The sequence below is a fragment of the Marivivens donghaensis genome, from assembly GCF_011806565.1.
Taxonomy (GTDB): domain Bacteria; phylum Pseudomonadota; class Alphaproteobacteria; order Rhodobacterales; family Rhodobacteraceae; genus Marivivens; species Marivivens donghaensis_A.
Map to the genome: position 1 here is coordinate 26,739 of NZ_JAATOP010000010.1, position 25,596 is coordinate 52,334.

General features: G+C 62.0%; 23 protein-coding genes. 7 read left to right on the forward strand and 16 right to left on the reverse strand.

Features of this window, described 5'->3' with window-relative positions:
* Positions 1–8 precede the first annotated feature (8 nt).
* The 10 genes from HCZ30_RS13525 to HCZ30_RS13570 form a co-directional block, all read right to left on the reverse strand.
* Positions 9–461, reverse strand: a complete 453-nt coding sequence (locus tag HCZ30_RS13525; protein WP_167638830.1) for an SRPBCC family protein — start codon at positions 459–461, stop codon at positions 9–11.
* Between the two features lie 95 nt (positions 462–556).
* The gene (locus HCZ30_RS13530; RefSeq protein ID WP_217703055.1) at positions 557–1,390 is read right to left on the reverse strand and encodes an XdhC family protein; all 834 of its coding nucleotides are present in this window, start codon (positions 1,388–1,390) and stop codon (positions 557–559) included.
* Positions 1,387–2,568, reverse strand: a complete 1,182-nt coding sequence (locus HCZ30_RS13535; protein WP_167638831.1) for a vWA domain-containing protein — start codon at positions 2,566–2,568, stop codon at positions 1,387–1,389. The genes HCZ30_RS13530 and HCZ30_RS13535 overlap by 4 nt, the downstream gene beginning before the upstream one ends.
* A complete protein-coding gene (locus HCZ30_RS13540; protein WP_167638832.1) occupies positions 2,565–3,437 on the reverse strand; it encodes an AAA family ATPase in 873 nt (290 codons plus the stop codon). Before HCZ30_RS13540 ends, HCZ30_RS13535 begins: the two co-directional genes overlap by 4 nt.
* 51 nt (positions 3,438–3,488) lie before the next feature.
* Positions 3,489–5,906, reverse strand: a complete 2,418-nt coding sequence (locus HCZ30_RS13545) for an aerobic carbon-monoxide dehydrogenase large subunit (protein WP_167638833.1) — start codon at positions 5,904–5,906, stop codon at positions 3,489–3,491.
* On the reverse strand, positions 5,903–6,394 hold the full coding sequence (locus tag HCZ30_RS13550) for a (2Fe-2S)-binding protein (RefSeq protein WP_167638834.1): 492 nt from the start codon (positions 6,392–6,394) through the stop codon (positions 5,903–5,905). The genes HCZ30_RS13545 and HCZ30_RS13550 overlap by 4 nt, the downstream gene beginning before the upstream one ends.
* Positions 6,395–6,406: 12 nt before the next feature.
* A complete protein-coding gene (locus HCZ30_RS13555) occupies positions 6,407–7,261 on the reverse strand; it encodes an FAD binding domain-containing protein (protein WP_167638835.1) in 855 nt (284 codons plus the stop codon).
* Positions 7,262–7,416: 155 nt separating this feature from the next.
* On the reverse strand, positions 7,417–8,511 hold the full coding sequence (locus tag HCZ30_RS13560) for an MHYT domain-containing protein (RefSeq protein WP_348640396.1): 1,095 nt from the start codon (positions 8,509–8,511) through the stop codon (positions 7,417–7,419).
* 93 nt (positions 8,512–8,604) lie between these two features.
* Positions 8,605–10,650 carry an NADH:flavin oxidoreductase gene (locus tag HCZ30_RS13565; protein ID WP_167638836.1) on the reverse strand — a complete coding sequence of 682 codons (2,046 nt, stop codon included), beginning with the start codon at positions 10,648–10,650 and terminating at the stop codon, positions 8,605–8,607.
* Between the two features lie 65 nt (positions 10,651–10,715).
* Positions 10,716–12,293 carry a trimethylamine methyltransferase family protein gene (locus HCZ30_RS13570; RefSeq protein WP_167638837.1) on the reverse strand — a complete coding sequence of 526 codons (1,578 nt, stop codon included), beginning with the start codon at positions 12,291–12,293 and terminating at the stop codon, positions 10,716–10,718.
* 152 nt (positions 12,294–12,445) lie between these two features.
* Between HCZ30_RS13570 and HCZ30_RS13575 the strand changes: the two genes are divergently transcribed.
* A complete protein-coding gene (locus tag HCZ30_RS13575; protein ID WP_167638838.1) occupies positions 12,446–13,327 on the forward strand; it encodes a LysR substrate-binding domain-containing protein in 882 nt (293 codons plus the stop codon).
* On the opposite strand, the gene HCZ30_RS13580 is transcribed toward HCZ30_RS13575, so the two are convergent.
* Positions 13,300–14,250, reverse strand: coding sequence for a LysR family transcriptional regulator (locus tag HCZ30_RS13580; RefSeq protein WP_167638839.1), 951 nt, complete (start codon positions 14,248–14,250; stop codon positions 13,300–13,302). The genes HCZ30_RS13575 and HCZ30_RS13580 overlap by 28 nt on opposite strands.
* Before the next feature lie 156 nt (positions 14,251–14,406).
* Between HCZ30_RS13580 and HCZ30_RS13585 the strand changes: the two genes are divergently transcribed.
* The 6 genes from HCZ30_RS13585 (at position 14,407) to HCZ30_RS13610 (ending at position 20,469) form a co-directional block, all read left to right on the forward strand.
* The gene (locus HCZ30_RS13585; protein ID WP_167638840.1) at positions 14,407–14,841 is read left to right on the forward strand and encodes a cupin domain-containing protein; all 435 of its coding nucleotides are present in this window, start codon (positions 14,407–14,409) and stop codon (positions 14,839–14,841) included.
* 17 nt (positions 14,842–14,858) lie between these two features.
* The gene (locus tag HCZ30_RS13590) at positions 14,859–15,230 is read left to right on the forward strand and encodes a hypothetical protein (RefSeq protein ID WP_167638841.1); all 372 of its coding nucleotides are present in this window, start codon (positions 14,859–14,861) and stop codon (positions 15,228–15,230) included.
* Positions 15,231–15,460: 230 nt separating this feature from the next.
* Positions 15,461–16,978, forward strand: a complete 1,518-nt coding sequence (locus HCZ30_RS13595; protein ID WP_167638842.1) for an ABC-F family ATP-binding cassette domain-containing protein — start codon at positions 15,461–15,463, stop codon at positions 16,976–16,978.
* A gap of 145 nt (positions 16,979–17,123) precedes the next feature.
* Positions 17,124–17,585, forward strand: a complete 462-nt coding sequence (locus tag HCZ30_RS13600; RefSeq protein WP_167638843.1) for a hypothetical protein — start codon at positions 17,124–17,126, stop codon at positions 17,583–17,585.
* Complete coding sequence (locus tag HCZ30_RS13605) at positions 17,578–18,303, forward strand: hypothetical protein (protein ID WP_167638844.1); 726 nt, start codon at positions 17,578–17,580, stop codon at positions 18,301–18,303. The genes HCZ30_RS13600 and HCZ30_RS13605 overlap by 8 nt, the downstream gene beginning before the upstream one ends.
* A gap of 21 nt (positions 18,304–18,324) precedes the next feature.
* Entirely contained in the window at positions 18,325–20,469 is a 2,145-nt protein-coding gene (locus HCZ30_RS13610; protein WP_167638845.1) for a hypothetical protein, read from the forward strand.
* On the opposite strand, the gene HCZ30_RS13615 is transcribed toward HCZ30_RS13610, so the two are convergent.
* Genes HCZ30_RS13615 through HCZ30_RS13635 form a run of 5 tightly spaced genes read right to left on the reverse strand, consistent with a single transcriptional unit; the run spans position 20,466 to position 25,595 of the window.
* A complete protein-coding gene (locus tag HCZ30_RS13615) occupies positions 20,466–21,812 on the reverse strand; it encodes an FGGY-family carbohydrate kinase (RefSeq protein ID WP_167638846.1) in 1,347 nt (448 codons plus the stop codon). The two genes, HCZ30_RS13610 and HCZ30_RS13615, sit on opposite strands and share 4 nt — an antisense overlap.
* Positions 21,809–22,123, reverse strand: a complete 315-nt coding sequence (gene rhaM / locus HCZ30_RS13620; protein WP_175581047.1) for an L-rhamnose mutarotase — start codon at positions 22,121–22,123, stop codon at positions 21,809–21,811. The genes HCZ30_RS13615 and rhaM overlap by 4 nt, the downstream gene beginning before the upstream one ends.
* Positions 22,123–23,106, reverse strand: a complete 984-nt coding sequence (locus HCZ30_RS13625) for an ABC transporter permease (protein ID WP_167638848.1) — start codon at positions 23,104–23,106, stop codon at positions 22,123–22,125. Before HCZ30_RS13625 ends, rhaM begins: the two co-directional genes overlap by 1 nt.
* Positions 23,103–24,080 (reverse strand): ABC transporter permease, encoded by a 978-nt coding sequence (locus tag HCZ30_RS13630; RefSeq protein ID WP_167638849.1) that lies wholly within the window; start codon positions 24,078–24,080, stop codon positions 23,103–23,105. Before HCZ30_RS13630 ends, HCZ30_RS13625 begins: the two co-directional genes overlap by 4 nt.
* Complete coding sequence (locus HCZ30_RS13635) at positions 24,081–25,595, reverse strand: sugar ABC transporter ATP-binding protein (protein WP_167638850.1); 1,515 nt, start codon at positions 25,593–25,595, stop codon at positions 24,081–24,083. It abuts the gene before it with no gap.
* Between the last annotated feature and the right edge of the window lies 1 nt (position 25,596).

Consider the following 25,596-nt stretch of genomic DNA (forward strand, 5'->3'; position numbering starts at 1 on the left):
CCCTACGATCAAGCCTTCTCGGTTTCTTCCACCGTCTCAGCGAACGATGCAAAGAATTGGGCCGAGAGCTTCTTGGCCGTGCCTTGGATCAGGCGGCTGCCGAGTTGCGCGAGTTTTCCGCCGATATCGACCTTCGCGGTGTAGCGCAGCAGCGTCTCCTCGCCGCGATCTTCCAAATGCACGTCCGCGCCGCCCTTGGCGAAACCTGCGGCACCGCCCGAGCCTTCTCCCGTGAGGCTGAACGCCTCGGGTGGGTTGTCGGGGGACAGCGTGACCTTGCCACTGAAACGCGCCTTCACTGGGCCGACTTTCAGAACGACTTTGGCTTCGAGGTCGGTATCGCTGTGCTTGATCAGCTCTTCGCAGCCCGGAATGCACTGGCGCAGCACTTCGGGGTCTTGCAGCGCGGCGTAGACGACATCGCGGGGGGCATTGATGACAATTTCATCGGTCAGATCCATTTCGGAGTCCTTTTAGCAGCATGGAAATTTAACGGTGGCGAGGATGGTCGCCTGTTCGTCCTTCAGGGGCGGGAACAGGCGCCGGAAAGCGCGGGTTATGAGGCCTCTCTCCCGCTGGGGGGCTGAGGGCGGCGGCGGAATGCCACGATTTCAGCCATGATGGAGAGGGCGATTTCCTCGGAGGTGATCGCGTGAATATCGAGGCCTGCTGGCGCTTTGACGCGGTCGATGCGGGCAGGGGCGATGCCCTCGGCGATTAGCGCGTCGCGCAGCGTCGCGAACTTTTTGCGGCTCCCGACAAAGGCAATGTAGCCCGCGTCCGACATGACAGCGGCGCGGAGGGCGTCCTTATCGCCGCGCCCTTGGGTGGCGACGACGACCGTTGTGGTGGGGCTGGCGTCGATCGCGGCGTCGGTCAGCAGGTCTTCGACACGGGGCATGTCGGCGGCCTCGGGGGCGAAAACGCTGCGGCGGAAATCGAAGCGGCCCGCTTGGTCCAGCAGCGCCCGCGCCACGGGGCTGTCGCCGTAAACCACGAGGCGGGGCATGGGCAGGACGGGTTCGATGAAGATGTCCATCGACCCCTTGGACGGGCAGCCGTTGCGGGCAAAGCGGATGCCGTCGACCTCTTCGCCGGCGGCATGACCTTCGTCGGCGAGCACCTCTTCGGGCTTCAGCGATACGAACTGCGGCTTGCCAATTTCCACGGCTGTGCGGGCGGCGCGGCCCACGGCGCCCCTTGCGCAGCCGCCGCCGATCCAGCCCTCGATGATCTCTCCATTCGCGCCGATCAGCGCCTTGTCACCCGGTTTGGCGGATGTCGCATTCACGGTGCGGACAATCGTCGCCACGGCATAGGCAACGCCCTGCGCCTGTAGCTTTTCGGCCTCCTGTTCCAGCCGGAGGGTCGTGTGCATGGACATGGTCATAAACGGGTCAGCTCCTTTTCCAGAGAGGCGAGGTCCGCCAGCGTGTTCGCGGCGGCAAAGAGGTCGAGGTGGGGCAGCGCCGCCGCCATCCCTCGGGCAACGGGCTCGTAGCCGGTCCAACCCTTGAGCGGGTTGAGCCAGATGATGCGACAGCCGCGGCGGGACAGGCGTTGCAGCGCCTCGGAGATCAGCTCGGGGTCCGCGCTGTCATAGCCATCGGACAGGACCATCAGCACGGTCCGGCCATCGACGAAGCGCCGCGCGTAGGTGCGCGAGAACTGGTCGAGTGACCCGCCAATCCGCGAGCCGCCACCGAAGCCGTCAGCCAGCAGCGTGATGCGGTTCAAAGCGCGCATTGGATCGTCATCGCGCAGGGCCTCGGTGATCCGCACGAGGCGGGTGTGGAACAGGTAGGCGTCCGCATCGTGATCGGCACGCATGAGGCCAGCCAGAAACGCCAGAAACGGCCGCGCATAGAGCGTCATTGATCCCGACACATCGCAAAGCGCGGCGATGCGGAGCGGACGGTCGAGTGGTTTACGACGGATGATGTGTAGCGGCTCTCCGCCCGACGCCAGACTGCGGCGGATGGTGCGGCGGAAATCCACGCCGGAACACTTGGCGGCAATGCGCGCGCGGCGGCTGCGCTTGCGGCGGATGGCGGCACCCAGACGGCGGGCGATGGCCTCGGCCTCGCGGATATCGTCGGGGGAAACCACCTCGCGCAGGTCTTTCTTCATCAGGTTATTGAGGTCGGAGGCGACGAGCTTGCCCGTCCCCTCGGCATAGGTGTCGGCCTCACCATCAGGACCGTCCTCGGGGCTGTCGGCGGTGCCGGTGCTGTCGCTCTGTTCCGCCCCCTTGCGGGTGGTGCGTGTGTGTTCGAGCGACGAGGCAGCGGAGTTCACGATCTTTTCGCGCACCCGCCCATTGTTCATCCAATAAGCGGTGAACAGCTCGGGAAAACGGTCACGCTCTTCGCGGCACCCGCAGAGCACGGTTTGTAGGGCGAGGCGGGTGGTCTCCGGCTCGATCATCACGCGGGACAGGGCGTCGACCGACAGGCGGGTCTCCTCCGGACCAACGCGGAAGCCATTCGCCCGCAGGTGCGCGACAAATCCGGCGATGCGCGTGGCCGGACCATCGTCACGCGCAGAGAAACGCGTCACGCGGGTCATGCCGCTTTCCCCGCGAGGCGTGCGGCGACTTCGGGCGGGATCGCCGCGCGGTCGCTGCGGGTTTTCAGGAGCGTCGCCAGCGTGACCGACAGCACCGCCGGATCGCTGTTCAGGTCATTGACGCCAAGGCCCGCAACAGCAGCGGCGAAGTCCAGCATCTCTGCCACGCCGGGTTTCTTTTCGAGCTCCTCGCGGCGGACCGCCTGCACGAACCCGACGATCTGCGCGGCAAGGCGCGGCTCGACCTCGGGGTGGCGGCGCGTCAGAATGGCGCGTTCGGTGGCGGGATCGGGGTAGTCGACATAGGCATAGAGGCAGCGGCGGCGCAGCGCGTCGGACAGATCGCGGGTGCCGTTGGCCGTCAGGATTACCATGGGCCGCGAGGTTGCGGTGATGGTGCCGAGTTCGGGAATGGTGATCTGGAAATCGGATAGGATTTCGAGCAGGAACGCCTCGAATTCCTCGTCCGCGCGGTCGATCTCGTCGATCAGCAGAACGGGCGGAGTAGGCTGGCGGATCGCGCGCAGCAGGGGGCGTTCGAGCAGATAGTCTTCGGAGAACAGACGGTCCTCAGCCCCGCGCTCGCCCGCCTCAGAGGCGGCGCGGATTGCAAGAAGCTGGCGCTGGTAATTCCATTCATAGATCGCCTGCGCTGCGTCCAGCCCTTCGTAGCATTGCAAGCGGATCAGATCGCATCCCTTGGCGGCGGAGAGGGCGCGGGCAAGTTCTGTTTTGCCCACGCCAGCCTCGCCCTCGAGAAGCAGAGGTCGTCCCAGTTCCAGCGAGAGGTGCAGCGCCATCGCAAGATCCGGCGCGGCCACATACCCGTCTTGTTCAAGATCGTTCTGAAGGTCTGTCCAGTCGCTCATATCTGCCTCGGTCAGGAGAGGGCGGGGCGGCGCGAACCGCCCCGTTTTGGATCAGGCGTGCAGGCCCAGATCGCTCGCGATCTTCCAGATGCGCCAGTGATCGTGGGGCATGTGCGACTGACGCAGGCCGAACGCGCGGAACGCGTCGTGCACTGCGTTCGAGAACGCCGGAACACCGCCCACGTTCGGGCTTTCGCCGACACCCTTGGCACCGATGGGATGGTGCGGAGAGGGCGTGACGGTATGGTCGGTCGTGTAGTTCGGCACTTCCCACGCGGTCGGCAGGAAGAAGTCCATCAGCGTGCCGGTTTTCACGTTGCCCATATCGTCGTAGGCAATCTCCTGACCCATCGCGATGGCGAGGGCTTCGGTGACGCCGCCGTGGACCTGACCGTCGATGACCATCGGGTTGATGCGCGTGCCGCAGTCGTCCAGCGCGTAGAACTGGCGGATGTCCCACTGGCCCGTGTCCACGTCGACTTCCATGACGCAGATGTAGGCACCGAAGGGATAGGTCATGTTCGGCGGATCGTAGTAGCTGACCGCTTCGAGACCCGGCTCCAGACCCGGAATGGCCTGATTGTAGGCCGCATAGGCGATTTCCTTCATGGTCTTGAAGCGCTCGGGTGCGCCCTTGACCGAGAAGCGATCCACGTCCCATTCCACGTCGTCGTCATGCACTTCGAGCAGGTAAGCTGCGATCATCTGCGCCTTTGCGCGGATTTTGCGACCTGCCAGCGCGGTTGCCGCACCCGCCACAGGCGTCGAGCGCGAACCATACGTGCCGAGGCCATACGGCGCGGTGTCCGTGTCGCCTTCCTCGATCGTGATGCTGTCGGCGGGAATGCCCGTTTCGGTCGCAAGGATCTGCGCAAAGGTCGTGGCGTGCGCTTGGCCTTGCGAGATCGTACCCAAACGGGCAATCGCGGAACCCGTCGGGTGGATGCGGATTTCGCAGCTATCGAACATACCCATCCCGAGGATGTCGCAGTTCTTGACCGGCCCCGCGCCGACGATCTCGGTGAAGTGGGTGAGACCGATGCCGAGCAGCTTGCGGGTCTTGCCAGCCTTGAAGTCCTCGATGCGCTGGGCCTGCTCTTTGCGCAGCCCTTCGTAGTCGACCGCCTTCAGCGCCTTGTCCCAAGCGGTGTGGTAATCGCCGGAGTCGTATTCCCAACCCAGTGCGGACTGGTAGGGGAACTGGTCGGCGCGGATGAAGTTGATCCGCCGCAGCTCTGCCGCGTCCATGTTCAGCTCGATGGCCAGCACTTCGATCATCCGTTCGATGAAATACGCGGCTTCGGTCACGCGGAACGAACAGCGATAAGCCACACCGCCAGGTGCCTTGTTGGTGTAGACGCCGTCGACTTTCACGAATGCGGCGGGGATGTCGTAGGAGCCCGTGCAGATGTGGAAGAACCCAGCGGGGAACTTCGTGGGGTCGGCGCAGGCGTCGAACGCACCGTGGTCGGCGGTTACGTGGCAATGCAGGCCGGTGATTTTGCCGTCCTTGGTGGCCGAGATCCGGCCCTTCATCCAGTAGTCACGCGCGAAAGCGGTGGCCATCAGGTTGTCCATGCGGTCTTCGATCCACTTCACCGGCTTGCCCGTCACGATGCTGGCGACGATGGCGCAGATGTAACCGGGGTAGACGCCGACCTTGTTGCCGAAGCCGCCGCCGATGTCGGGCGAGATGACGCGGATGTTGTGCTCTTCGATGCCCGACAGCAGCGAAGCCACGGTGCGGACCACGTGAGGCGCTTGGAACGTGCCCCAGACGGTCAGCTTGCCCGTCACCTTGTCCATCGACGCGACCGTGCCGCAGGTTTCCAGCGGGCAGGGGTGTGTGCGGTGGTAGTAGACCATTTCTTCGGCCACGACCTCTGCACTGTCGATCGCCTGTTCGGTGGCGGCCTCGTTGCCTTCGGTCCATGTGAAGATGTGGTTGTGATGGTTGCGGGGGCCATGCGCGCCCGAGGTTTCGTCCTTGATGTCTTCGCGCAAGACCACGTCGGACTTCAGCGCCTCGAACGGGTTCACGATGACGGGCAGTTCCTCGTAGTCCACCTCGACCAGTTCCACCGCATCAGCGGCGGCGTAGCGGTCACTGGCAACGACGAAGGCAACCTCCTGCCCTTGGAACAGCACCTTGCCGTCGGCCAGCACCATCTGCTTGTCACCGGCCAGCGTCGGCATCCAGTGGAGGCTCAGCGGCTCGAGGTCTTTGGCGGTCAACACAGCGACCACGCCGGGGACCTTCATCGCCTCTTCGATGTTGATGGATTTGACGCGGGCGTGGGCGTAGGGCGAACGGACGAAGTCACCGAAAAGCATCCCGTCGAGCTTGATATCGTCGACGTAGTTGCCCTTGCCTTGGGTAAAGCGGACGTCTTCCACGCGCTTACGGGACGTGCCCATTCCTTTGAGTTTGGCGGCGCGTTCGATCTGGTCTTCTGTCAGGTCTTTCATTCTGCGGCCTCCTTCGCGGTGTTCATCTCGGCGGCGGCGGCCATGATGGATTTCACGATGTTCTGGTAACCCGTGCAGCGGCAGAGGTTGCCGGCCATGCCGAAGCGAACCTCTTCTTCGGTCGGGTTTGGGTTTTCCTGAAGCAGGCGGTAGGCGCGGGTGATCATGCCCGGCGTACAGAACCCGCACTGGAGCCCGTGGTGTTCGCGGAACTTGTCCTGAAGGACGTGCAGACCGTCGGGGCCAGCAAAACCTTCGATGGTCTTGATCTCCGCGCCGTTGGCTTGGGCCGCGAAAACGGTGCATGCTTTCACAGACTTGCCGTTCAGATCGACGGTGCAGGCTCCGCAGTGGGAGGTCTCGCAGCCGATGTGCGGGCCGGTGATGTTCAGCCGTTCGCGCAGTGTGTGAATCAGCAGCTCACGCGGCTCGGCCAGCATCTCGTGCTCTTGGCCGTTCACGGTCAGCTTGATGTGCATCTTGCTCATTGTCGTCCTCCCTTATGCCCGCGACCAAGCGCGCTCGATCGCGCGGCGGAGCATGGTTGCAGCCACATGGCGTTTGAATTCGATGGGGCCGCGGTTGTCCTCGTTCGGCAGGATGTCGGCCTGCATCGCGGCAATCGCGGAGCTGATGGCTGCGGCATCGCAGGCCGTGCCGACCAGCGCGTCACCTGCACCTGTCGAATGGATCGGTGTATCGCTGAGGTTGGTCATCGCGATAGAGGCGCTCGTCACCTTGCCGCCCGACTGTTCGATCAGCACGGCGGCAGCGGCGGTGGCATAGTCACCGATCTTGCGCTTCTGCTTTTCGTAGGCGTAACCGGCGGTGGTCGCCTTGATCTTGATGTGGGTCAGGATTTCATTGTCGGCGCGGGCGGTCATGTAGGCCGCTTCGTAGAACTCGCGCGCATCGACTTCGCGCTCACCGTCCGAACCGTAGAGGACATAGGTCGCACCCAGGCACTGCATCAGCCCCGGCATGTCGTTGCCCGGATCGCCGTTGGCCACGTTGCCGCCGACCGTGCCGACGTACCGCACCTGCGGGTCGGCGATCTGAAGCGCGGCCTCGCGCAGGATCGGAGCCGCTTTGGCGAGCGCGTCGTTGCTAATCAACTCGGCCTGCGTGACCATCGCCCCGATGGTAACGGTATCGCCAGCAACCGAGACTTCTTTCAGGCTCGCGACGTCCTGAAGGTCAATTAGATGGGACAGATCGGCCATGCGCAGTTTCATCATCGGAATGATGCTGTGCCCGCCCGCGAGAACGCGCGCCTCGTCGCCGTGTTCGTCCAGAATTTTGACCGCTGTCGGTAGGTCCGACGGCCGGTGGTATTCGAAACCGGATGGTATCATGAGTTCCTCCCTTGGCCCGATGGGCTGGGAAAAACGCTATGACGAGTTTCGAAAGGCAGGTGGGCAATGGCCCGAAAACAGCCCGAAATCCCATGAAATGCGCCGTTTGCGCACGAACGGCGTACGCAGGCGCAGAAAAATCATGCTGCGCTGCGCTAAAGGCCGAGCTTCTCGCGCACCTCACTGATGCGGGCGCGGGCGACAGGCACCTTGGGCAGAGACTCGATGCCGTCGAAATAGCAGACACCGGTGTCTTTGCGGCGGTCGAAAGCGGTCACAAAACGGGTGTTCACGAGGTAGCTGCGGTGCGTGCGGATGATGTCGGGATGGTGGATGCGGTTCTCTGCCTCCGAAATCGACCACGGGCAGAACAGCCGCTCGGCTTCGTGGTAGAGGACCGTGTAATGCCCCTCGGCACGGATGGCGGCGACATCGTTGAAGTCGACGAAGTGGGTCTTGCCCTCTTTCTCGTAGGGGATGCGGTTGGTCTGGCTGACGATCTGCGTCTCGGGTGCGTCCTCGACGATAGGCTCTTCGGCCATCGGCTCTGGAGCGGCGACGTTGATACCTGTCAGGAGGAACGCGCCGAGGATCACGAAGGCCACCAATGTGACCGCGAACGCCAATGATGCGTTCGAAATCCACGGCCCGCTGGCCGAGCTGTCCACCGCCACGAAACCCGTACCCGCCATCGCGACGAAGTGCACCGCAAAAACCGCGACCCCGAAGCCGAGCGAGCCGAGCAGGATGTTCCGTGTCCGCCGTCTGTCGTAGGCGATCCAGAACGCGAAACACGACAGCGCTGTTGATGCGATCCCTGCAAAGAGGATGCCCATCGGGGTGTAAACAGGACGGCACAACTCCATCCCCGACATGCCCGTGTAGTGCATGACCGCGATCCCGACGCCCATGACGGCACCTGCGGCCAAGACACGTCCTCGGGTTCGTTTGCCGAAGTGGACGATGATCAGCGACACGCCCGTGATCAGGATCGCGATCAGCGCAGAGATCAGCGTGGTCAGCGCGTCATAGAAATAGAGCACGGGCAGGTTCAGGCCGAGCATCGCGACGAAGTGCATCGACCAAATGCCGCCGCCCAGTGCGACAGCCGCCATCGCGACCACGGCCTTGCGTTTGCCGATGGGCAATGCGGACGCGCCGCGGGTCAGGCTGAGACCTGTGAAGCCCGCGATCAGGGCAATCGCAAGCGACGCCAGAACCATCCAGTGGTTATGGGTATACTCGAGCACCTAGGTTTCCTCCCCGACACCTGGCTTGCCCCACCATAGCCCAGCCAAGGGGGAGGCAGGCAATTGTTTTGTCAGGTGCCGGAAGGTTGGGCGTCAGATATCCTTCATCAGACGCAGCGCATCGTAAATCGCGGCATGGGTATTGCGCGCCGACACCGCGTCGCCGATGCGAAACAGCTGGAATGTGCCCTCGGGGTTGCGGGTGATGGTCTGCGGCTTGCCTTTGATGAGTGCGTCCTGATCCACCGCACCTTCGTTCGACGACAGCGGTTTGAGGTCGAAATAGAGGTCGGCGAGGGGCAGGGTGCCGTAGTTCACGACAATCTGGTCATAGGTCTTTTCGGTGATCAGATCGCTATAGTCCGTCCCGATCTTCGCCTTCAGACGGTTGCCGTCGCGCTCCACATCCTTGAGGCGGCGAGTGACGGTGAAGGTCACGTCCTTGTCCTGAAGGTTACGCATATAAGGGACAAGGTTCATCGCCATGATGTCGGGCGCGAATGTGCGGTCTGGGGTCATCACCTCGACCTTGCAGCCCGCCTTGGCCGCGACTTCTGCCGCCATGAGGGCAGGGTGATCGCCGCTTTCGTCATAGATCAGAATGCTGCCTTCGGGCTTCACATCGCCGGTAATCATGTCCCACGTCGTGACGACGAGGTCTTGTTCCTTCTTGCTCTCGAACAACTCCACATTGGGCAGGCCGCCTGTGGCGACGATCACCACATCGGGTTTCAGGGCGGTGACGTCCTCGGCCTCTGCCCAGAGGTTAAAGCGGAACTCCACATCGCGGGCGGCGCACTGGGCCATGCGCCAGTCAATGATGGAGATCATCTCGCGCCGACGGTCGTTCAGCGCAGTGAGGCGCACCTGACCACCGGGGTCTTTCTGCGCCTCCAGCACCGTCACATCATGCCCTCGTTCGGCAGCCACGCGCGCGGCCTCGAGGCCCGCCGGACCTGCGCCGACGATCATCACCTTCTTGCGCTGGGCGGCAGGGGTGATGGCGTGCGGCATGGTCAACTCGCGGCCCGTTGCGGCGTTGTGGATGCAGAGCGCATCGCCCGCCTGATAAATCCGGTCGAGGCAGTAGGTCGCGCCGACGCAAGGACGGATATCATCCTCGCGGCCTTCGATGATCTTCTTCACGATATGCGGGTCGGCCATGTGGGCGCGCGTCATCCCGACCATATCCAAGAGGCCCGCAGACACAGCATGGCGCGCGGTCGCCACATCGGGGATCTTGGCGGCGTGGAAGGTCGGCATTCCGGTTGCCTTGCGAACTTCGCCCGCGAAATCGAGGTGCGGTGCGTTTCGCATGCCTTGAATGGGGATGAGGTCGGTCATCGCGGGGTCTGTATGGATGCGGCCCTTCACGACGTTGAGGAAGTCGACCAGCCCGCCTTTCGCGAGGCGCTTGGAAATCTCGATCCCTTCGTTGAAATCAATGCCGCCCTTTTCGACCTCGTCGGCGGTGTAGCGGATGCCGACGATAAATTGGTCACCGACCCGCTTGCGGATGCCCGTGAGCACATCGTTCAGCAGTTTCATCCGGCTGTCGAGCGTCTGCGGACCGTACTCACCGTCCAGATCATTGGTCAGCGGCGACCAGAACTGATCTAGCAGGTGGCCGTAGACCTGCAATTCGATCCCGTCCATGCCGCCTTCCTTCATCCGCTCGGTCGCGTCGGCGAAGTCGCTGATGATCCGCTCGATGTCCCAATCCTCGGCCAGCTTGGGGAAGGCACGGTGCGCAGGCTCGCGGTGCTTGGAGGACGACACGGACGGCAGCCAGTCGCCCTTGTTCCAAGCTGTGCGGCGGCCAAGGTGCGTGAGCTGGATCATCGCGGCGCAGCCGTGTTCGTGCAGCCCGTCCGTCAGGTGTTTGATCCACGGCACGACCTCGTCTTTATACGCGAGGATGTTATTGAACACGGGCGGGCTGTCCTTGGACACCGCAGCAGATCCCGCTGTCATCGCCAGCGCCACGCCCGCCTTCGCACGTTCGGCGTGGTAGGCGATATAGCGGTCCTTCGGCATCCCGTCTTCGGGGTAGGCTGGCTCATGGCTCGTGGTCATGATGCGGTTGCGCAGGGTCAGATGCTTGAGCTGATAGGGCTGCAAGAGGGGATCGTTGGACATGCGTCGCTCCGGCTGATGGCAGGGCCATCCTTGTTCAAGTTGTTTGCGCTGGGAAGGCTATCTGTTCAGTACCATGCGTCCGGCATCGATGCTTTGTGCTGGGCGATGAAGTCCTTGAGCGCGCCGTCGATTGCGGGGTCAAGGTAGGGCGCCTCGAACTCTTGCAGGATCTTCTTCCACCGCTTGTTGGCACGTAGCGCGCTGTCTTCCTTGCCTTGCTCGGCCCACGTCTCCCACGGCTGGTCGTCGTTCATGCCGCTGTCCCAATATGCGGTCTGGTAGTGGCGCAGGGTGTGGTCGGTGGCAAAGAGGTGCTCCCCCGGTCCGAACTGGGCCAGCGCGTCAAAGGCGAGCGTGTCCTCGTTGACCTCCATCCCCTTCATATACGCATGAAGAGCGCCGCACATGTCACTGTCCAAAATGAATTTTTCGTAGGACATGGACAGAAGGCCGTCGAGGAATCCGGCCGAGTGGAGGATGTAGTTCGCGCCGCCCTGAATGGCCGACATCATCGACATCATCGCCTGCTGCATGGCCTGACCGTCGGGCATTTTCGAGGTGCTGAAGTTACCTGCGCAGCGCAGTGGCAGGTTTATGCGGCGGGCAAGCTGTCCCATCACCAGCGAGCCGAGCGCGGGCTCCGGCGTGCCGAAGGTGGGCGATCCGGTGCGCAGCGACATCGACGACAGGAACCCTGCGAGGACGGCAGGCGCGCCCGGACGGACAAGCTGGGTCAGCGCGCAGGACGACATCGACTCCGCGAGGCACTGCGCCACTGATCCCGCCATGGTCAGCGGGGACACAGCGCCGCCCAGAAGGAACGGCAGATGGATCGAGCCCTGACCGGCAGCGGCATAGGTCCGGATGCCCGCCGCCGTCACGCCGTCGAGCACCAGCGGCGAGGTCGTGTTGAAGTTACCCATGATCACGCAGTGCTGGTCGACAAACTCCGCACCGAACAGAATGCGGCACATCTCGATACTGTCGGCGGCACGTTCGGGTGCGGTGATGGAGCCGAGGAACCCGCGATCGGAATAGCGCATGTGGGCGTAGACCATATCGAGGTGACGCTTGTTCACGGGCACGTCCGTCGGCTCGCAGATGGTGCCGCCCGAATGGTGCAGCCACGGCGAGGACTGGCCCAGCTTCACGAGGTTCTCGAAATCCAGAATGGTCCCGTAGCGGCGCGTCCCGTCAGCATCCAGAATAAACGGAGAGCCGTAGGAGGGCGCGAAGACCGCAGCCTTTCCGCCGATCTGCACGTTGTTGGCGGGGTTGCGGGCGTGCTGGGTGAACTCGGCGGGCGCGGTTTGCAGGATTTCGCGGATCATGCCCGGCTCGAATTTGACGCGCCATGCTTTGGCCGCCGTTTCGGTGACGCTCGCGCCGGCCTCGCGGTAGAGGCGCACGGTTTCTTCGTCCTCGCGTACTTCGATCCCGATCTCGGCAAGGATGCGGTCGGCGGTCGCTTCGATTTTCTCCAGCGAACCCTCGTCCAGCAGATCGTAGGTCGGGATGTTGCGGGTGATAAAGGGCACGCGCAGGTGCAGGTTCTGACCCGGCTCGCTGCTCCGCTCCGTATGGCCGGAACCGCGACGCTTGCGACGTCCTGATTTTGCGGGGGGTACTGCATCATGGATCATCGCGCGTCTCCTGTTTTTCGCAGGAAAACTTTTCGACCTGACAGGCTGATTGGCAATTGCAGAAAAAGTAATCTTGGAATTAGCTGAAGTAACCTGAGAATAGTGAAGGCGCATCTATTGCGCGTTTTTCGCTCCTTAACCATGAGGTCAGCTTGGTCAAACGGCCCTACAACCTTCCGCAGATGAGCGCGCTCGTCGCGTTCGAGGCCGCCGCGCGTCATGTCAGTTTCCGCTCTGCCGCTCAGGAGCTGAACGTGACACCCGCCGCGATCAGCCATCAGGTCAAAGCGCTGGAGGCCGAACTGCGCTGTTCGCTCTTCTCCCGCCACCATCGCGGCGTCGCTCTGACGGAGGCAGGGGCGTATTTGCTCGTCGCCCTCCAGCGCGGGTTTGAAACGATGGCTGACGCGACCGACCAGCTTCGCCAGCGGACCGACCGCGCAGCTGTGACCATCGGTGTGTCGACGGCTGTCAGTTCACTCTGGCTCACCCCGAAGCTTGCGCGGTTCTGGCGCGAACACGGAGACGTCTCGGTCGCGCAGATCGTCAGCGACAGCAGCCAGCAACCGCAGGACTGTGACCTCAGCATTCATTACGGCGATATCAGCCGCGAAAAGGGCGCCTGCGATGTCCTGTTCCAAGATCAGGTGCAGGCTCTCGCCAGTCCATCGTATGCCGAAAAGCACCCCGCACAAACCACCGCCGACCTCGCTCAGCTTTCGCTGATCCACATCGACGTGAATGAGACCGGCTGGGTCGACTGGACCCGTTGGCTCGCCAGTGCGGGCTATTCAGGCAAAATGCGCCCAGGCCACCGCGTAAACAACTACGTCATCGCGCTGCAAGCGGCAGAGGATGACATGGGCGTGGTCCTTGGCTGGACGAGCCTCACCCACAGTTACCTCGACACGGGGCGACTGGTGACGATGCTGCCGCACCGGATGGAAGCGACCGAGGTGTTCTACATCAAACTGCATCCGAATGCCTCAAACCGCGCGAAACTGGTCTACGACTGGCTGCTGAGCGGCGAATAAAGCCTCGCGAAACACTCTGCGATCTGCCCCCTGAGCCACCGATGGCCGGGGGCATTATCGGAGCGGCGGTTCCACAGCATCATCAGCGGAATATCGGCTCGGTCCACCGGCAGGGGATGGCGCGTGATGCCGTGATGCGGGCCGAGGCGGTCGATCAGGTGTGAGGGCATGGTGCCGATCACCTCGCTCCCCTTCACTGTAGCGAGCACGGCGGAAAAAGTCGGCAGAGTTGCGATGATGTTCCGCTTGCGGCCCATCTTGGTGAGGATCAGGTCCATATCGTCCAGCGTGCGGCCGTCGGGTGAAAAATGGACGTGCGAGAGGTCGCAGGTCAGACCCAGCGGGATCTGCTCGCCATCAGCAATGCCCGCCGAGGTCAGACGCTTGTTGCCGGTTCGCGCAATGAACTCAAATCGTGTGGTGACCAAGTGCTGACGGTTTACCCATTTGGGCATGTCCAGATCGGGCCAGAACGCGATGTCGACCGTGCCGTTTTCCAGCGCGTCGAGCGTGGTGCCGAACACGCGGTCCACCATGATGATTTGCAGGTTCGGGGCTGAGAGGCGGATGTTCTCCAGCAGGCGCGGCATCATCAGTTCGGAAAAGAAGTCCGACCCCGACAGCCAGATCCGTTCGTTCAATCGCGCAGGGTCAAGGTCGGTACCGTAGTCAAGCAGACCCGATATCGCGGTCAGCGCCTTTTCGACCTCGGGCCGCAATTCCAAGGCCACGGCGGTCGGCGTCAGCTTGTGGCCCGCGCGAACGAACAGCGGGTCACCCAGCGCGTCGCGCAACTTTCGCAAAGACGTCGACGCGGCGGGTTGCGACACGCCCAGACGCTCCGCCGCTTTGGTGACGGAGCCCTCCGCGAACAGTGCAGCAAAGACTTTGAGAAGGTTCAGGTCGAACGACTGAATATTCATTTCATTTATGTACGATATAACATCCAGAATATTCAATTATGATCGCACTCGGCGTAGGGTACATCCACGCAATTTAATTACAAACGGAGGTTTCAGAACTGAACGGGATGCCCGAAGGCACCCCGCTGGGAACCTGTATCTTCAAGGGGGGGCATTATGGAACGAACCGAAGAGGTGAGCTGGAACAACGTCAGCTACCGCACCATCCTGACCAAAGAGGCAACGAACGGCGCGATGTCGATCGTGGACTCCACGACACCGGCAGGCGAAGGGCCGCCACGCCATGTTCACGCCGCCGAGGACGAAGTGTTCATCGTCCTCACCGGAGAGATCGAGATCTGGGTCGAGGGCGACCTGCGCCGTTTGGGACCGGGCGAAAGCGTGTTCATCCCGCGCGGCAAAGAGCACACCTTCCGCGTCTGCTCCGACACGCCGTCACGCCATCTGGTCATCCTGACTCCCGGCGGTTTCGAGGGCTTTTTCTACGAGGCCGCAGATCGGGATCTGAGCATTCCGATGGACATGCCCGCCATCATCGAGGCGGGCAGCCGCTTCAATCTGACATTCACCGGCCCACCGCTGGGCGCCTGACAAAAGAGAAGACAGCTATGAACTCTGTATCACAACGGTTTTTCGCGTTCGGCGCACTTTGCGCGCTGATTGGTATGGCTTGGGGGATCGTGATGTCCGCCACGGGGGACCACAGCCTTTCGCCAGCCCACGGACATCTCAACCTCATCGGTTTTGTCGCTTCGTCGGTGTTTGGCGCGTACTACGCGCTCAGTCCCTCGGCTGCGGCGTCGAAACTGTCGAACGTCCATTTCTGGCTGGCGGTCCTATCGGTCATCGTCATCGTGCCGGGTATCGTGATGGCATTGACCGAGCAGGGCGAGACATTGGCAAAGGTCGGTTCGATCCTGACCATCCTGTCGATGCTGCTGTTCTTCGTGACAGTGCTGCGCAACCGAGTCGGCGGTTAATAGGGTCAGGAATCCTCTAGGTTGCCAAGCCGCACCCAGCGCTTTACGCTCGGGTCATTGGTCAAGGATTTCACAACGGGAGGGCAAGAGCTGAACATGCGTATCATCCGCCGACTTCAGCATGGTCCCCGTGTTGCCCTGCAAATCTGTTTGCAGGGCTGACCGACGATTTCCATCAAAGGTCTGCCCAGAGCCGCATTGCGGCAAAATTTCTGTGACCCGAGATATCTATGACCATTATCAATACCAATGCGCTGGGCGTGACCCTTGGCGACCCGCTTTTCTCTGACCTCAACCTGACTGTTTCCAAATCCGACCGCATCGGCCTCGTCGCCGCGAACGGGCGGGGGAAGACGACGCTGCTCGATTGCCTCGCGGGTGAGCACGATCCGACGACGGGCGACATCACCTATGCCCGCGGTCTCCGTGTCGGCTATGTGGAGCAATACGTGCCTGACGAGGCGCTGGGCGTAACCCTCTATGACTGGGTACTGGCCGCGCTGCCGCCCGAGCAGGTGGACTTCGAAAGCTGGCGCGTAGACGTGGTGCTGGACGAGCTGTCGGTGCCCGACGAGATGCAGCACAAGACGCTCGGCGAACTCAGCGGCGGCTGGCAGCGGACGGCGATGCTGGCGTCGGTCTGGGTGAAGGAACCCGATGTCCTGCTGCTGGACGAGCCTACCAACCACCTCGACCTCGAACGTGTGGCGTTGCTGGAGGCGTGGCTGGGCAACCTGCCGCGTGAGACACCGGTGATCCTGACTTCCCACGACCGCGCGTTTCTGGACGCCACGACGAACCGCACCCTGTTCCTGCGGGCCGAAAATTCGCGCGTGTTCAACCTGCCGTTCTCGGCTGCCCGCGCTGCACTCGACGAGTCCGACGCGGCGGACGAACGCCAGCTGGCGAACGACATGAACAAGGCCAAGCAGCTGCGCCGTCAGGCGGCCAAGCTCAAGAATGTCGGCATCAACTCCGGCTCCGACCTGCTGCTGACCAAGACCAAGCAACTGACCGAACGCGCCGACAAGCTCGAGGCCGCCGCTCGTCCCGTCCACCGCGAACGGTCGGCGGGTGACATCAAACTGGTGAACAGCGGCACCCATTCCAAGGCGCTCGTCACGCTGGAGGATATCGAGGTTCAAACGCCCGATGGCCGCGTTCTCTATAAGACCGGCCAAAAGTGGATTTCGCGCGGCGACCGTGTGGTTCTGCTGGGCGCCAATGGCACGGGCAAAACCCAGCTCGTCAGCCTGATCCAGAAGGCACTGATGGGCGAAGATGACACCGTGAAGTGCGCTGCCTCGATCGTACCTGCGTTTTCCGATCAGCACCTGAGTATGCTTAGCGCCGCGGACACGCCAATCAGCGCCGTCACCAGCAACTTCAGCATCGGCGACGAACGCGCGCGGGCGTCACTGGCGGGCGCTGGCATCAATTTCCAGATGCAGAGCACGAACATCGACGCGCTGTCCGGCGGGCAGAAAGCGCGCCTCGCCATGCTGCTCCTGCGGCTGAGGAACCCGAACTTCTACCTCCTCGACGAGCCGACAAATCACCTCGACATCGAAGGGCAGGAAGCACTTGAGGCCGAGCTGATCGACAACGACGTCTCCTGCCTGCTCGTCAGCCACGACCGCACATTCCTGCGCAACGTCGGCAACCGCTTCTGGTGGATCAAGGGCAAGCGGCTGGTCGAAATCGACGATCCCGAGGAATTTCTGAGGGGGGAGATGGCCCGAGGTTAGCCCTTTGAGGCGGCGGCCGCGATTGCCGCCGCCTCTGACAAACTGCCAGCGACCAGCCGCATAAATTGTCCCAATTTGCAAAGCTCTGTGTTACGCTCGCAATTGTTAATGCTGTTTTATTTGTTTTTTGGTTTTCGGGGTCTGTATGTTTGTTCCCATCGAGAAGGCGCGATATCAGCTCGCGACCATCTGGTTTGCTGCTTTCGGCCTGATTTTTCTCTGCCTGATCGTGATGACGTCCACGCCCCGTTTGGGGGCGGAAAGCGCGCGTATCTGGAACTGGGCGCTCCCGAATTTCGTCCCGACGCTCGGCTTGATGACGAGTGTCCTCGGTGCAAGCGCGATCCAGTCCAAGAGATCCAAAGAGCAGAAAGTCCGCAGAGCATTCTGTCGTCTCGCTGTCGGGATCTCCGTGTTCTACGTGCTGGTTTTGCTTCTGGTGCTTCTTATGCCGAGCATCAATTGGTGGATGGGAGTTGAAACACCGACCGGCCCGAAGATCGTGAGCCATCTAGAGAATTCCACGATCTTCATGGGTCCACTTCAAGGTATCGTCATCGCCGCGATGGGCTTTTTGTTCTTCGTAAGAGAAGACAGCGATGCTTGAGACGCTGCGACGAACTCTCGGAGTGCTCTTTGCATTGCTGCTTTTCGCGTGCTCGGAGGGTGCAGAAAGTCCCTCGGATGAGGGGGAAATCTCCGCAAAGCCGCCCACACTATTTCCGATGCCCGCACCGCGACCTTCGCGAGACGTGGTGCTGAGCGTAGCTCGCCTCAAAGACCAGTTCGGCCCTGTTGAAACACTTGCAGATGCCGAGCTTGCATTGCGTGATGCGTTGCGTTCGGCAGGCTATCACAGCTTCGGCTCGCTCCGTACTCCGGGTGGAGGATTCGCGCTTTTGACGCCGGTTGAGCAGATCTATTCGGACGGGGCGATCATCGACGGGCCGGAGCGTTGGTATGAGGATTTTGACCGCATAACCTGCGGTTCCAATTTTCTGTCGTGCATTCTCAACGGTCTGTTTTCGTTGCCAGTTGGGTACTACCGTGTCCTGGCCATCGTGGTGACTGACGAAGAGCTCAAGATCAATCAGAACGTCCAGTTCAGCCGCGATGAAATCGACCGTCAGCTTGGCGCAGGTCGGCGCGATCCGGACGCTGCATTGAAGGACATAGCGATCAACAAAGAGCACGATGTCTGGTTCCTCGTTTATGAATTCAGGTTGGACGAGACGGATATCGAAACGCCCATACCTGTCCTGCCGCAGATTGCCATACCAGCAGCGAACCATCTGGTAGCGGTGGATTTCGCGAGGTTCCAATAGTTTTGTTAAGTGGTTATTTCTATGCAGGAAATCTTTGATCGCGATAGCGATGGGACACCCGTATTTGTCATTGGCCTGACGATGGCCGGCGCGATTTCTGCTGGTGCTTATACCGCGGGTGTTGTCGATTATCTGATGCGGGCGATGTATTCGCATAATGCGCGCGTCGGCCAACCGGGCGGGCCGAAGCACAAGGTGATGCTCAAGGCGATTTCGGGCGCATCGGCGGGCGGGATGTGTGCCGGACTGATCGCGACGAACCTGCTCGCGGTCGGACGCAATGGCGAGCCGGATTGGAGCGCGCCGCAGGACCTTTCGTACCCCGCGTGTGGCAACGGCGAAGTCTCGGGCAAGCTGGTGCTGAAGCGCATTTTCGACACGTGGGTCAACAACGTCCGTATGTGGGACGAAGGTTTGAAAACGGGCCTGCTCGCGATGGAGGATCTGGAGACCGATCGCAAAACACTCGATCAGGAAGCTGCTGGTATCGACGCGACTGGCGCGATTTCGGTGTTGAACGGGCATCACCTCGATGACGTTGCGCGGCAGGCTCTGGTTGGGATCAATGCGTGGACAGGGTCCGAAAAGGGCTACGATTTCATCTCGTCCCAGCTGGACCTGTTCCTAACCACGACCGCGATCAATCCGACGGTTTATCAGGTGACGTTCGGCGGCGGCGATCCGTTCCTGATGTCCCAGCACGGCATCGTGCGGCACTTCCGGTTCAACGGATTGGGCGAAGGGCCCGCGCTGCCGTCGCCATGGCTTGATGCGTGGGGCGATGATGGTGTGCAGCTTGATCCGCGGCAAAGCCAGTCGCCGCTTCCGCTGGATCGCTCGGATGGCGGGAACTGGACAAAACTGACGGTGGCGAGCCTTGCGACAGGGGCGTTTCCGTTGGCGCTGGCGCCGCGCGTCGTCGACACTTCGCCGTGGGAAATGGGTGCGCTCGACAGCAATGCGCGGGCGCAAGGCGGGGCGTTGCCGTATGACCTCGACCCGAAACAGACCGCGCGTCCGTTCTTTGGCGAGACGGCATATCAGACGCAGACGCCCTACATCGCGCTTGATGGCGGCGCGATTGATAACGAACCCTTCGCCCATGCCCGTTACGCGATCCGTCAGGCCGCAAAAGAAACCGAGGACGGCCCGCTGCTGCGGCCCAATCCACGCAAAGCAAGGATGGCGCACCGCGCCGTGCTGATGGTCGATCCGTTCCCAGAGGGTGAGAGCTTTGCCGTTTTGCCCGCTGGTAAGCTGCACAAGATGCTCGGCATCGCGGCGATCGCCAAGAAACTGCAAAAGACGTTCACGGGGCAGGCGCGCTTCAAACCGGCGGAGCTTTTGCAGGCGCAGGACCCCGATGTGCATTCGCGTTTCCTGATCACCCCGTCGCGTAGCAAGAACGGAAAAACGCTCGGTGTTGGCGCAAGTGCGATTGCCTGTGGCCTGCTCGGCGGTTTCGGAGGGTTTCTGGACCGCGGTTTCCGTCAGCACGACTTCGTCCTTGGTCAACGCAATTGCCAGCGGTTCCTGCAAAAACACTTCGTTCTCGACCCCGCGAACCCGCTGCTGGGGCTAAGTGAGGCAGATCAGCAAGCCGGCGCACCAGTGCCGATCATCTCGCACGATTTTATCGATCCCCAGTTTGCCAAGGTCGAACTGCATGACTGGATGCGCGCGCCAAAGCAGTCACTGAACGAAATGTCGGCCCAGCTTGATCGCCGTCTGAAACGGCTCGGGAAGGTGGAGATCGACAAGCTCGGCCTCGGCGGCTGGGTCATCGGGCCCGCACTGAAATTCGTTTGGACCAATGGGCTGGGCGTCAATGTCCGCTCTGCCGTGATGCAGGCAGCCCGGCGCGCCGTGCTATCCGATCTGGTGCTGCGCGATCAACATGCGGAGTTCGCGGGACTGTCCATGGCTGAACGCGTGATGGTGGTGGGCCTGATCCGTTGCGGCACCAAGGGCGTCTCGGCGGAGGAACTGCGCGACTTCGTTTTCGATGCCCAGCATAGCGAGGAATTGACGAGCAAACTACCGCTCGCTGATCTCCCGCCTGTGGGCGAGATTAAATCGCTGCTCAAGCGGCTCGAAGCGCAGGGCTATGCCAAGCGGACCCTGCGCTCGATCATTGGAAAGCCGAGATACATGGCGACCGTCTAGCCGTTCACCAGCCGCCACCAGTCCGTTGCGTAAGCGGCAAGGCGGCTGTCCTCGGGCGGGGTGACGCGGGTGGTCTCTGGCGCTTTAGCGTCCGGAATGCACAGCATTGCCGCGCCGACGCTGGTGCCTGTGGCGGAGGCCGCGACCTCGACACCGTCGGGCCTGATCGCGGCAAGCATGGCGAGGAAGTCGGTGTTCTTGGCGAACGGACCTTCGATCACGGTCGGGCCTTTGGCGCGGATCAGGTCAAGGCACGTGTGCGTCATCAGGGCGAGGTAGTAGGACAGGGCGACCAGTTCTTCGCCTTCGGTGCGGGCAAGCCCGACACATGACGCGGCGCGGCCCGCAAAGGGGCCGGTGTTCGGCTCCACCGCTGGCAGCAGATAGATCCCGCCGAGTATGCTGTCGCGGTCAGCATCGGTTGCCTGCCAGTCGCGGGCTTTGCGGATGATTTCGAACTCGCGCCCTCCCATGAAGCGTGAGGTCGGGACCGCTTGGCCCAGTGCGTTTACGTTCATCAGCGTATCGCGGTTCGGGTCTAGTCGCTGCGCGCTGCCGCCCATCGCCATGCAGATCACCCATGTCCCTGTCGAGACGACCGAGAACGCGCCCTCACGGCCAAGCAGATGCGGGTAGAGCGAGGCGTTGGAGTCGTGGATGCCGACCATCACGGGCGTGCCGGACGGGATGCCGGTAGCCTTTGCGATGACATCGGTGATTGTGCCAAGCACGTCGGATGATTTACGGGCAGGGGCCATGAGGCCCGCGATCCCCAGACTGTCGACAAGCGCCGAGAAACGTTCATTTTGCGGCTCCCACAGGTCGGTGTGACAGCCAAGACTGGTGACGTCGGTCGCCAGCTCTCCGGTAAGGCGATAGCCCCAGTATTGCGGGTAAGTGACGATCGCTTTGACCTGATTGCGCAGGTCGGGGTGCGCATCGAACAGCCAATGCAACTGAGCGCCGACGTTGAGACCGAGCGGCAACCTCGGCGAGCCGGTGGCATCGAAAGACGGCCTCAGCGCGTCATAGCCGTCGGCGCTATCTGGCCCGCTAAATTCGTAGTCCAGCATGGGCAGCGCAGCACCGTCGTGATCGATCAGAGTAGCAGACGCCCCGTGCGTCGTGATGCTGATCGCGTCGATGCCGTAGGCGGTCTGAAACTCGGCCAAAACCTCCATAAAGAAGGCGAAATGACCATCCAGATCGAAGTGCGGGTAGGGACCGTCCGTCAGCACCACGTTGGGCCGCGTCCGCACAGCGATTTCTTCCAAAGTCGCGGCATCGACCAGCGCCAGCTTGGCGTTGGTCTTGCCGACGTCGATAACGGCGATGTGCTTCATGGCATGTGGAACACGTTCGTCAGCGGGGTCGCGACGGGTTCGTTGTTCGGGTGCGTTTCCATGATGTCGGCCATATGCGCCCACCATTTCTGCATCACAGGATGCTTCGGCAGATCCTCCATGCCGTGATCGTCCGTTCGCCAGAGGACACCGAAGAGGATCCCCGTCTCCTCGTCCAGATGGATCGAGTAATCCGATATGCCCGCGTCTTTCAACAGCGCGACCAGTTCGGGCCAGATCTCGTCATGGCGGCGCTTGTATTCTCCGAGCTGCCCGTCGTGCAGCTTCATTTTGAAGGCATATTTCTGCATCACTTCCTCCACATCGCCCAGAGGCGCGGCAGGGCGATTACGCCGATCAGCAGCGCACCGATGAAGATCGACATCACGATACCCGGCACGTTCAGCAGGCCAAGGCCGAAGGTCACGAGGCCCATGACGAAGGCTGCGATGACGACGCCCGGAATGGAGCCCGAACCGCCTAAGATGTTGACACCGCCGAGGACGACCATCGTGACGACCTCAAGCTCCATGCCAAGCCCGATGGACGGGCGGGTGGAGCCGAGGCGCGAGGTCAGGCAGACCGCTGCGACGCCTGACATCAGGCCGGTGAGCATGAACAGGATGAACTTCACACGGCCCACGCGGATGCCCGAAAACAGCGCGCCCGTGGCGTTGTTGCCGATGGCGTAGACCGCGCGCCCGAAGTTGGTTTTGTGCAGCAGGATGCCATAGATCACGGCGAGCACGAGGAAGAGCACGAACTCGAAACTAATGACCCACCAGACGTAGCCCTGACCGAAGAAGGCGAAATCGCGCGGGTAGCCGCGGTAGGCTTGGTCGCCGAGGACGATGTAGCTGATGCCGCGGAACAGGCTCATGGTACCGATAGTCACCACGATCGATGGTAGGCCCATGACCGTCACGAGGACCGCGTTGAACGCGCCGCAAGCGGTGCCGACGGCGAGGCCGGTGAGCACGATGGTCAGCGTGGATACATCGAACTGCGCCACAGCCCCCATCGCGGTCGACGCCAGCGCGATGATCGACGCGACCGAGAGGTCGATCTCGCCCGCGATGATCAATAGAGCCATCGCAAATGCGATCATCGCCTTTTCGGTGAAGTTGAACGTCGCGTCCGACAGGTTCCAAGCGTTCAGGAAGTACGGCGAGGCGAACGAGTTCGCGATGAAAATCCCGATGGCGACGGCGAGCAGCAGCGTCTCCCAGCTTTTCAGGTTCTTCTGGAGCGGGGACTGGAGGCGGTCGGGAATGATGCGGTCGGTATGGCTCATTGCGCGGCCTCCGCTTTCTTGAGGATGATGCGGCCTTTGGTGCGGCCAGCGCGGGTGTTGACGGCGATGGCGATGATGATCGCGCTACCCGAGATGGCCATTTGCCAGAACGGGCTGACGTTGATGACGGGCAGGGCGTTCTTGATCACGCCAAGGAACAGCGCGCCGAGGACCGCTCCGCCGATGGACCCGATCCCGCCCGAGATCGCGATGCCTCCGATCACACAGGCGGCGACCACGTCGAGCTCGAACCCCAGCGCGATATCCACGTAAGCGACCGCGTAGCGCGACACCCAGAGGTAGCCGACGAGGCCAGCAAGCGCGCCCGAAAAGGTGAAGGCCCAGAACTGGGTCTTGCCCACGTCGATGCCCGTATAGACCGCCGCATGAGGGTTGCCGCCGACAGCGTAGAATGCGCGGCCCAGTGTGGTGCGGGTCATGATGACAAAGAAGACAATGGTCAGGATGATCGCGATCCACGACAGCATCGGCAGTCCGAGCAGAACGGCGCGGGGGAATGCCTTGAACGCGCCGGACATTTCATGACTGTTGACCCATTTCCCGTCTGAAATCAGGAAGATAATGCCGCGATAGATGGTCATCGTGCCGAGCGTCACCACGATGGGCGGGATGTCCAGCTTCCACACCAGCACGCCGTTGAACATGCCGAGCAAAGCGCCAAGCGCGATAGCGACGATCAGGATGACGACCACCGGCGTTCCGGGCGCTGCGACGTTGATCATCGCGCAGACCATCCCCGTCAGCGCGAGGTTCGCCGCCACCGACAGGTCGATACACTTGGTCAGGATCACGATCATCTGGCCGATCGCCAGCAGGATCAGCGGCGAGGTGTCATTGAACACGGCGGCGAGGTTCGATGGCGCGACAAACGCGGGGAAACGGGTCGCGATGAGGATCACCAGAACGACAATCGCGCCTGTCAGGATCATCTCGCGGGATTTGAGGATGCTCATTTATGCCTCCGCGATGCCCGCAGCGTGGCGGACCAGAGTTTCGGGGGTCATGTCATCGCCGCTGACTTCTGCAACGATCTTGCCTTCGCGCATGACGATCACGCGGTCGGACATGCCGAGGACTTCGGGGATTTCGGAACTGACCATGATGACGGCGAGGCCCTGCGCGGCAAGTTCGGCCATAAAGTCGTGGACGGCAGCTTTCGAGCCGATGTCGATGCCCTTGGTCGGCTCATCAAGGATGATGACCTTCGGCTTCGTCGCCAGCCATTTCGCGATGACAACTTTCTGCTGGTTGCCGCCCGACAGATTGCCGACAGGCGTATCGAGCGATGCCGCCCGCAGGTCGAGGCGCTGGGTGTATTCGCGGGCGAGGGCGAATTCCTCGGCCAGCCGGATGAACCCGTCCTTCGACGTGCGTTTCAGCGAGGCGAGCGACACGTTCTGGAAAATCGGCATGGGGCGGATCGCGCCTTGCAGGCCGCGGTCCTCGGGCACGTAGACGATACCCGCCTCGACCGCCGCAGCAGGAGACCGGATGACCGTGATCTGTTCGTCAATTTTGGTCACGCCCTTGGACGGTTTGGTGATGCCGAAGAGCGATTGCATAAACTCTGACCGGCCCGCACCGACAAGGCCATAAAACCCAAGGATTTCGCCACGATGCAGGGTGAAGTTGATGCCCTCGAACTCCGTCGGATGGTCGTAACCGACGACCTGAAGAACCTCGGTCCCCAAGAGCGGCTCGCGTTTCGGGAACACCTGATCGACGGAACGGCCGACCATCATCTGGACCAGCTCGCCTTCGCTAATTTCCGAAATCAAGCCGTCCGCCACGAACTGCCCGTCGCGGAACACGGTGTAGCGGTCGGCGATGCGGAAGATCTCGTCGAACTTGTGGCTGATAAACAGGATCGCCTTGCCCTGCGCCTTGAGCTTATCCACCAGCTCGTACAGTTCGTGGATTTCCTTGTGCGACAGCGAAGCGGTCGGCTCGTCCATGATTACGACCTGCGCATCGATGGACAGCGCGCGTGAAATGGCGACGAGGTGCTTGGACGCGATGCCGAGGTCGCGCAAACGAGCCTGCGGGTCGATCTCGGCCCCGATGCCCCGCAGGATTTCGGCGGCCTTGCGGGTCTGGGTGCGGGTGTCGATCAGGCCCCATTTGGTCTTGGGCGCGTGACCGAGAAAGATGTTTTCTGCTACGGTGAGGTCGTCGAACAGCACCGTTTCTTGGTGGATGGCCGTGATACCGTGCGCCGCCGCGTCCTGCGCGGTCGGGAAATTCACTTCGGTGTCGCCGACATAGATCGCGCCGCCGTCGGGCTGGTAAATGCCCGTCAGGATCTTCACGAGCGTCGACTTGCCTGCGCCGTTTTCGCCGACAAGCGCAGTCACCTGACCCGGATAGAGGCCCAGCTGCACGTTATCGAGCGCTTTGACGCCCGGAAATGTCTTGGTGATCCGGTCGAGCCTGAGAGCGGGCCCGTCCGACTGATGAAGAGATTGCATA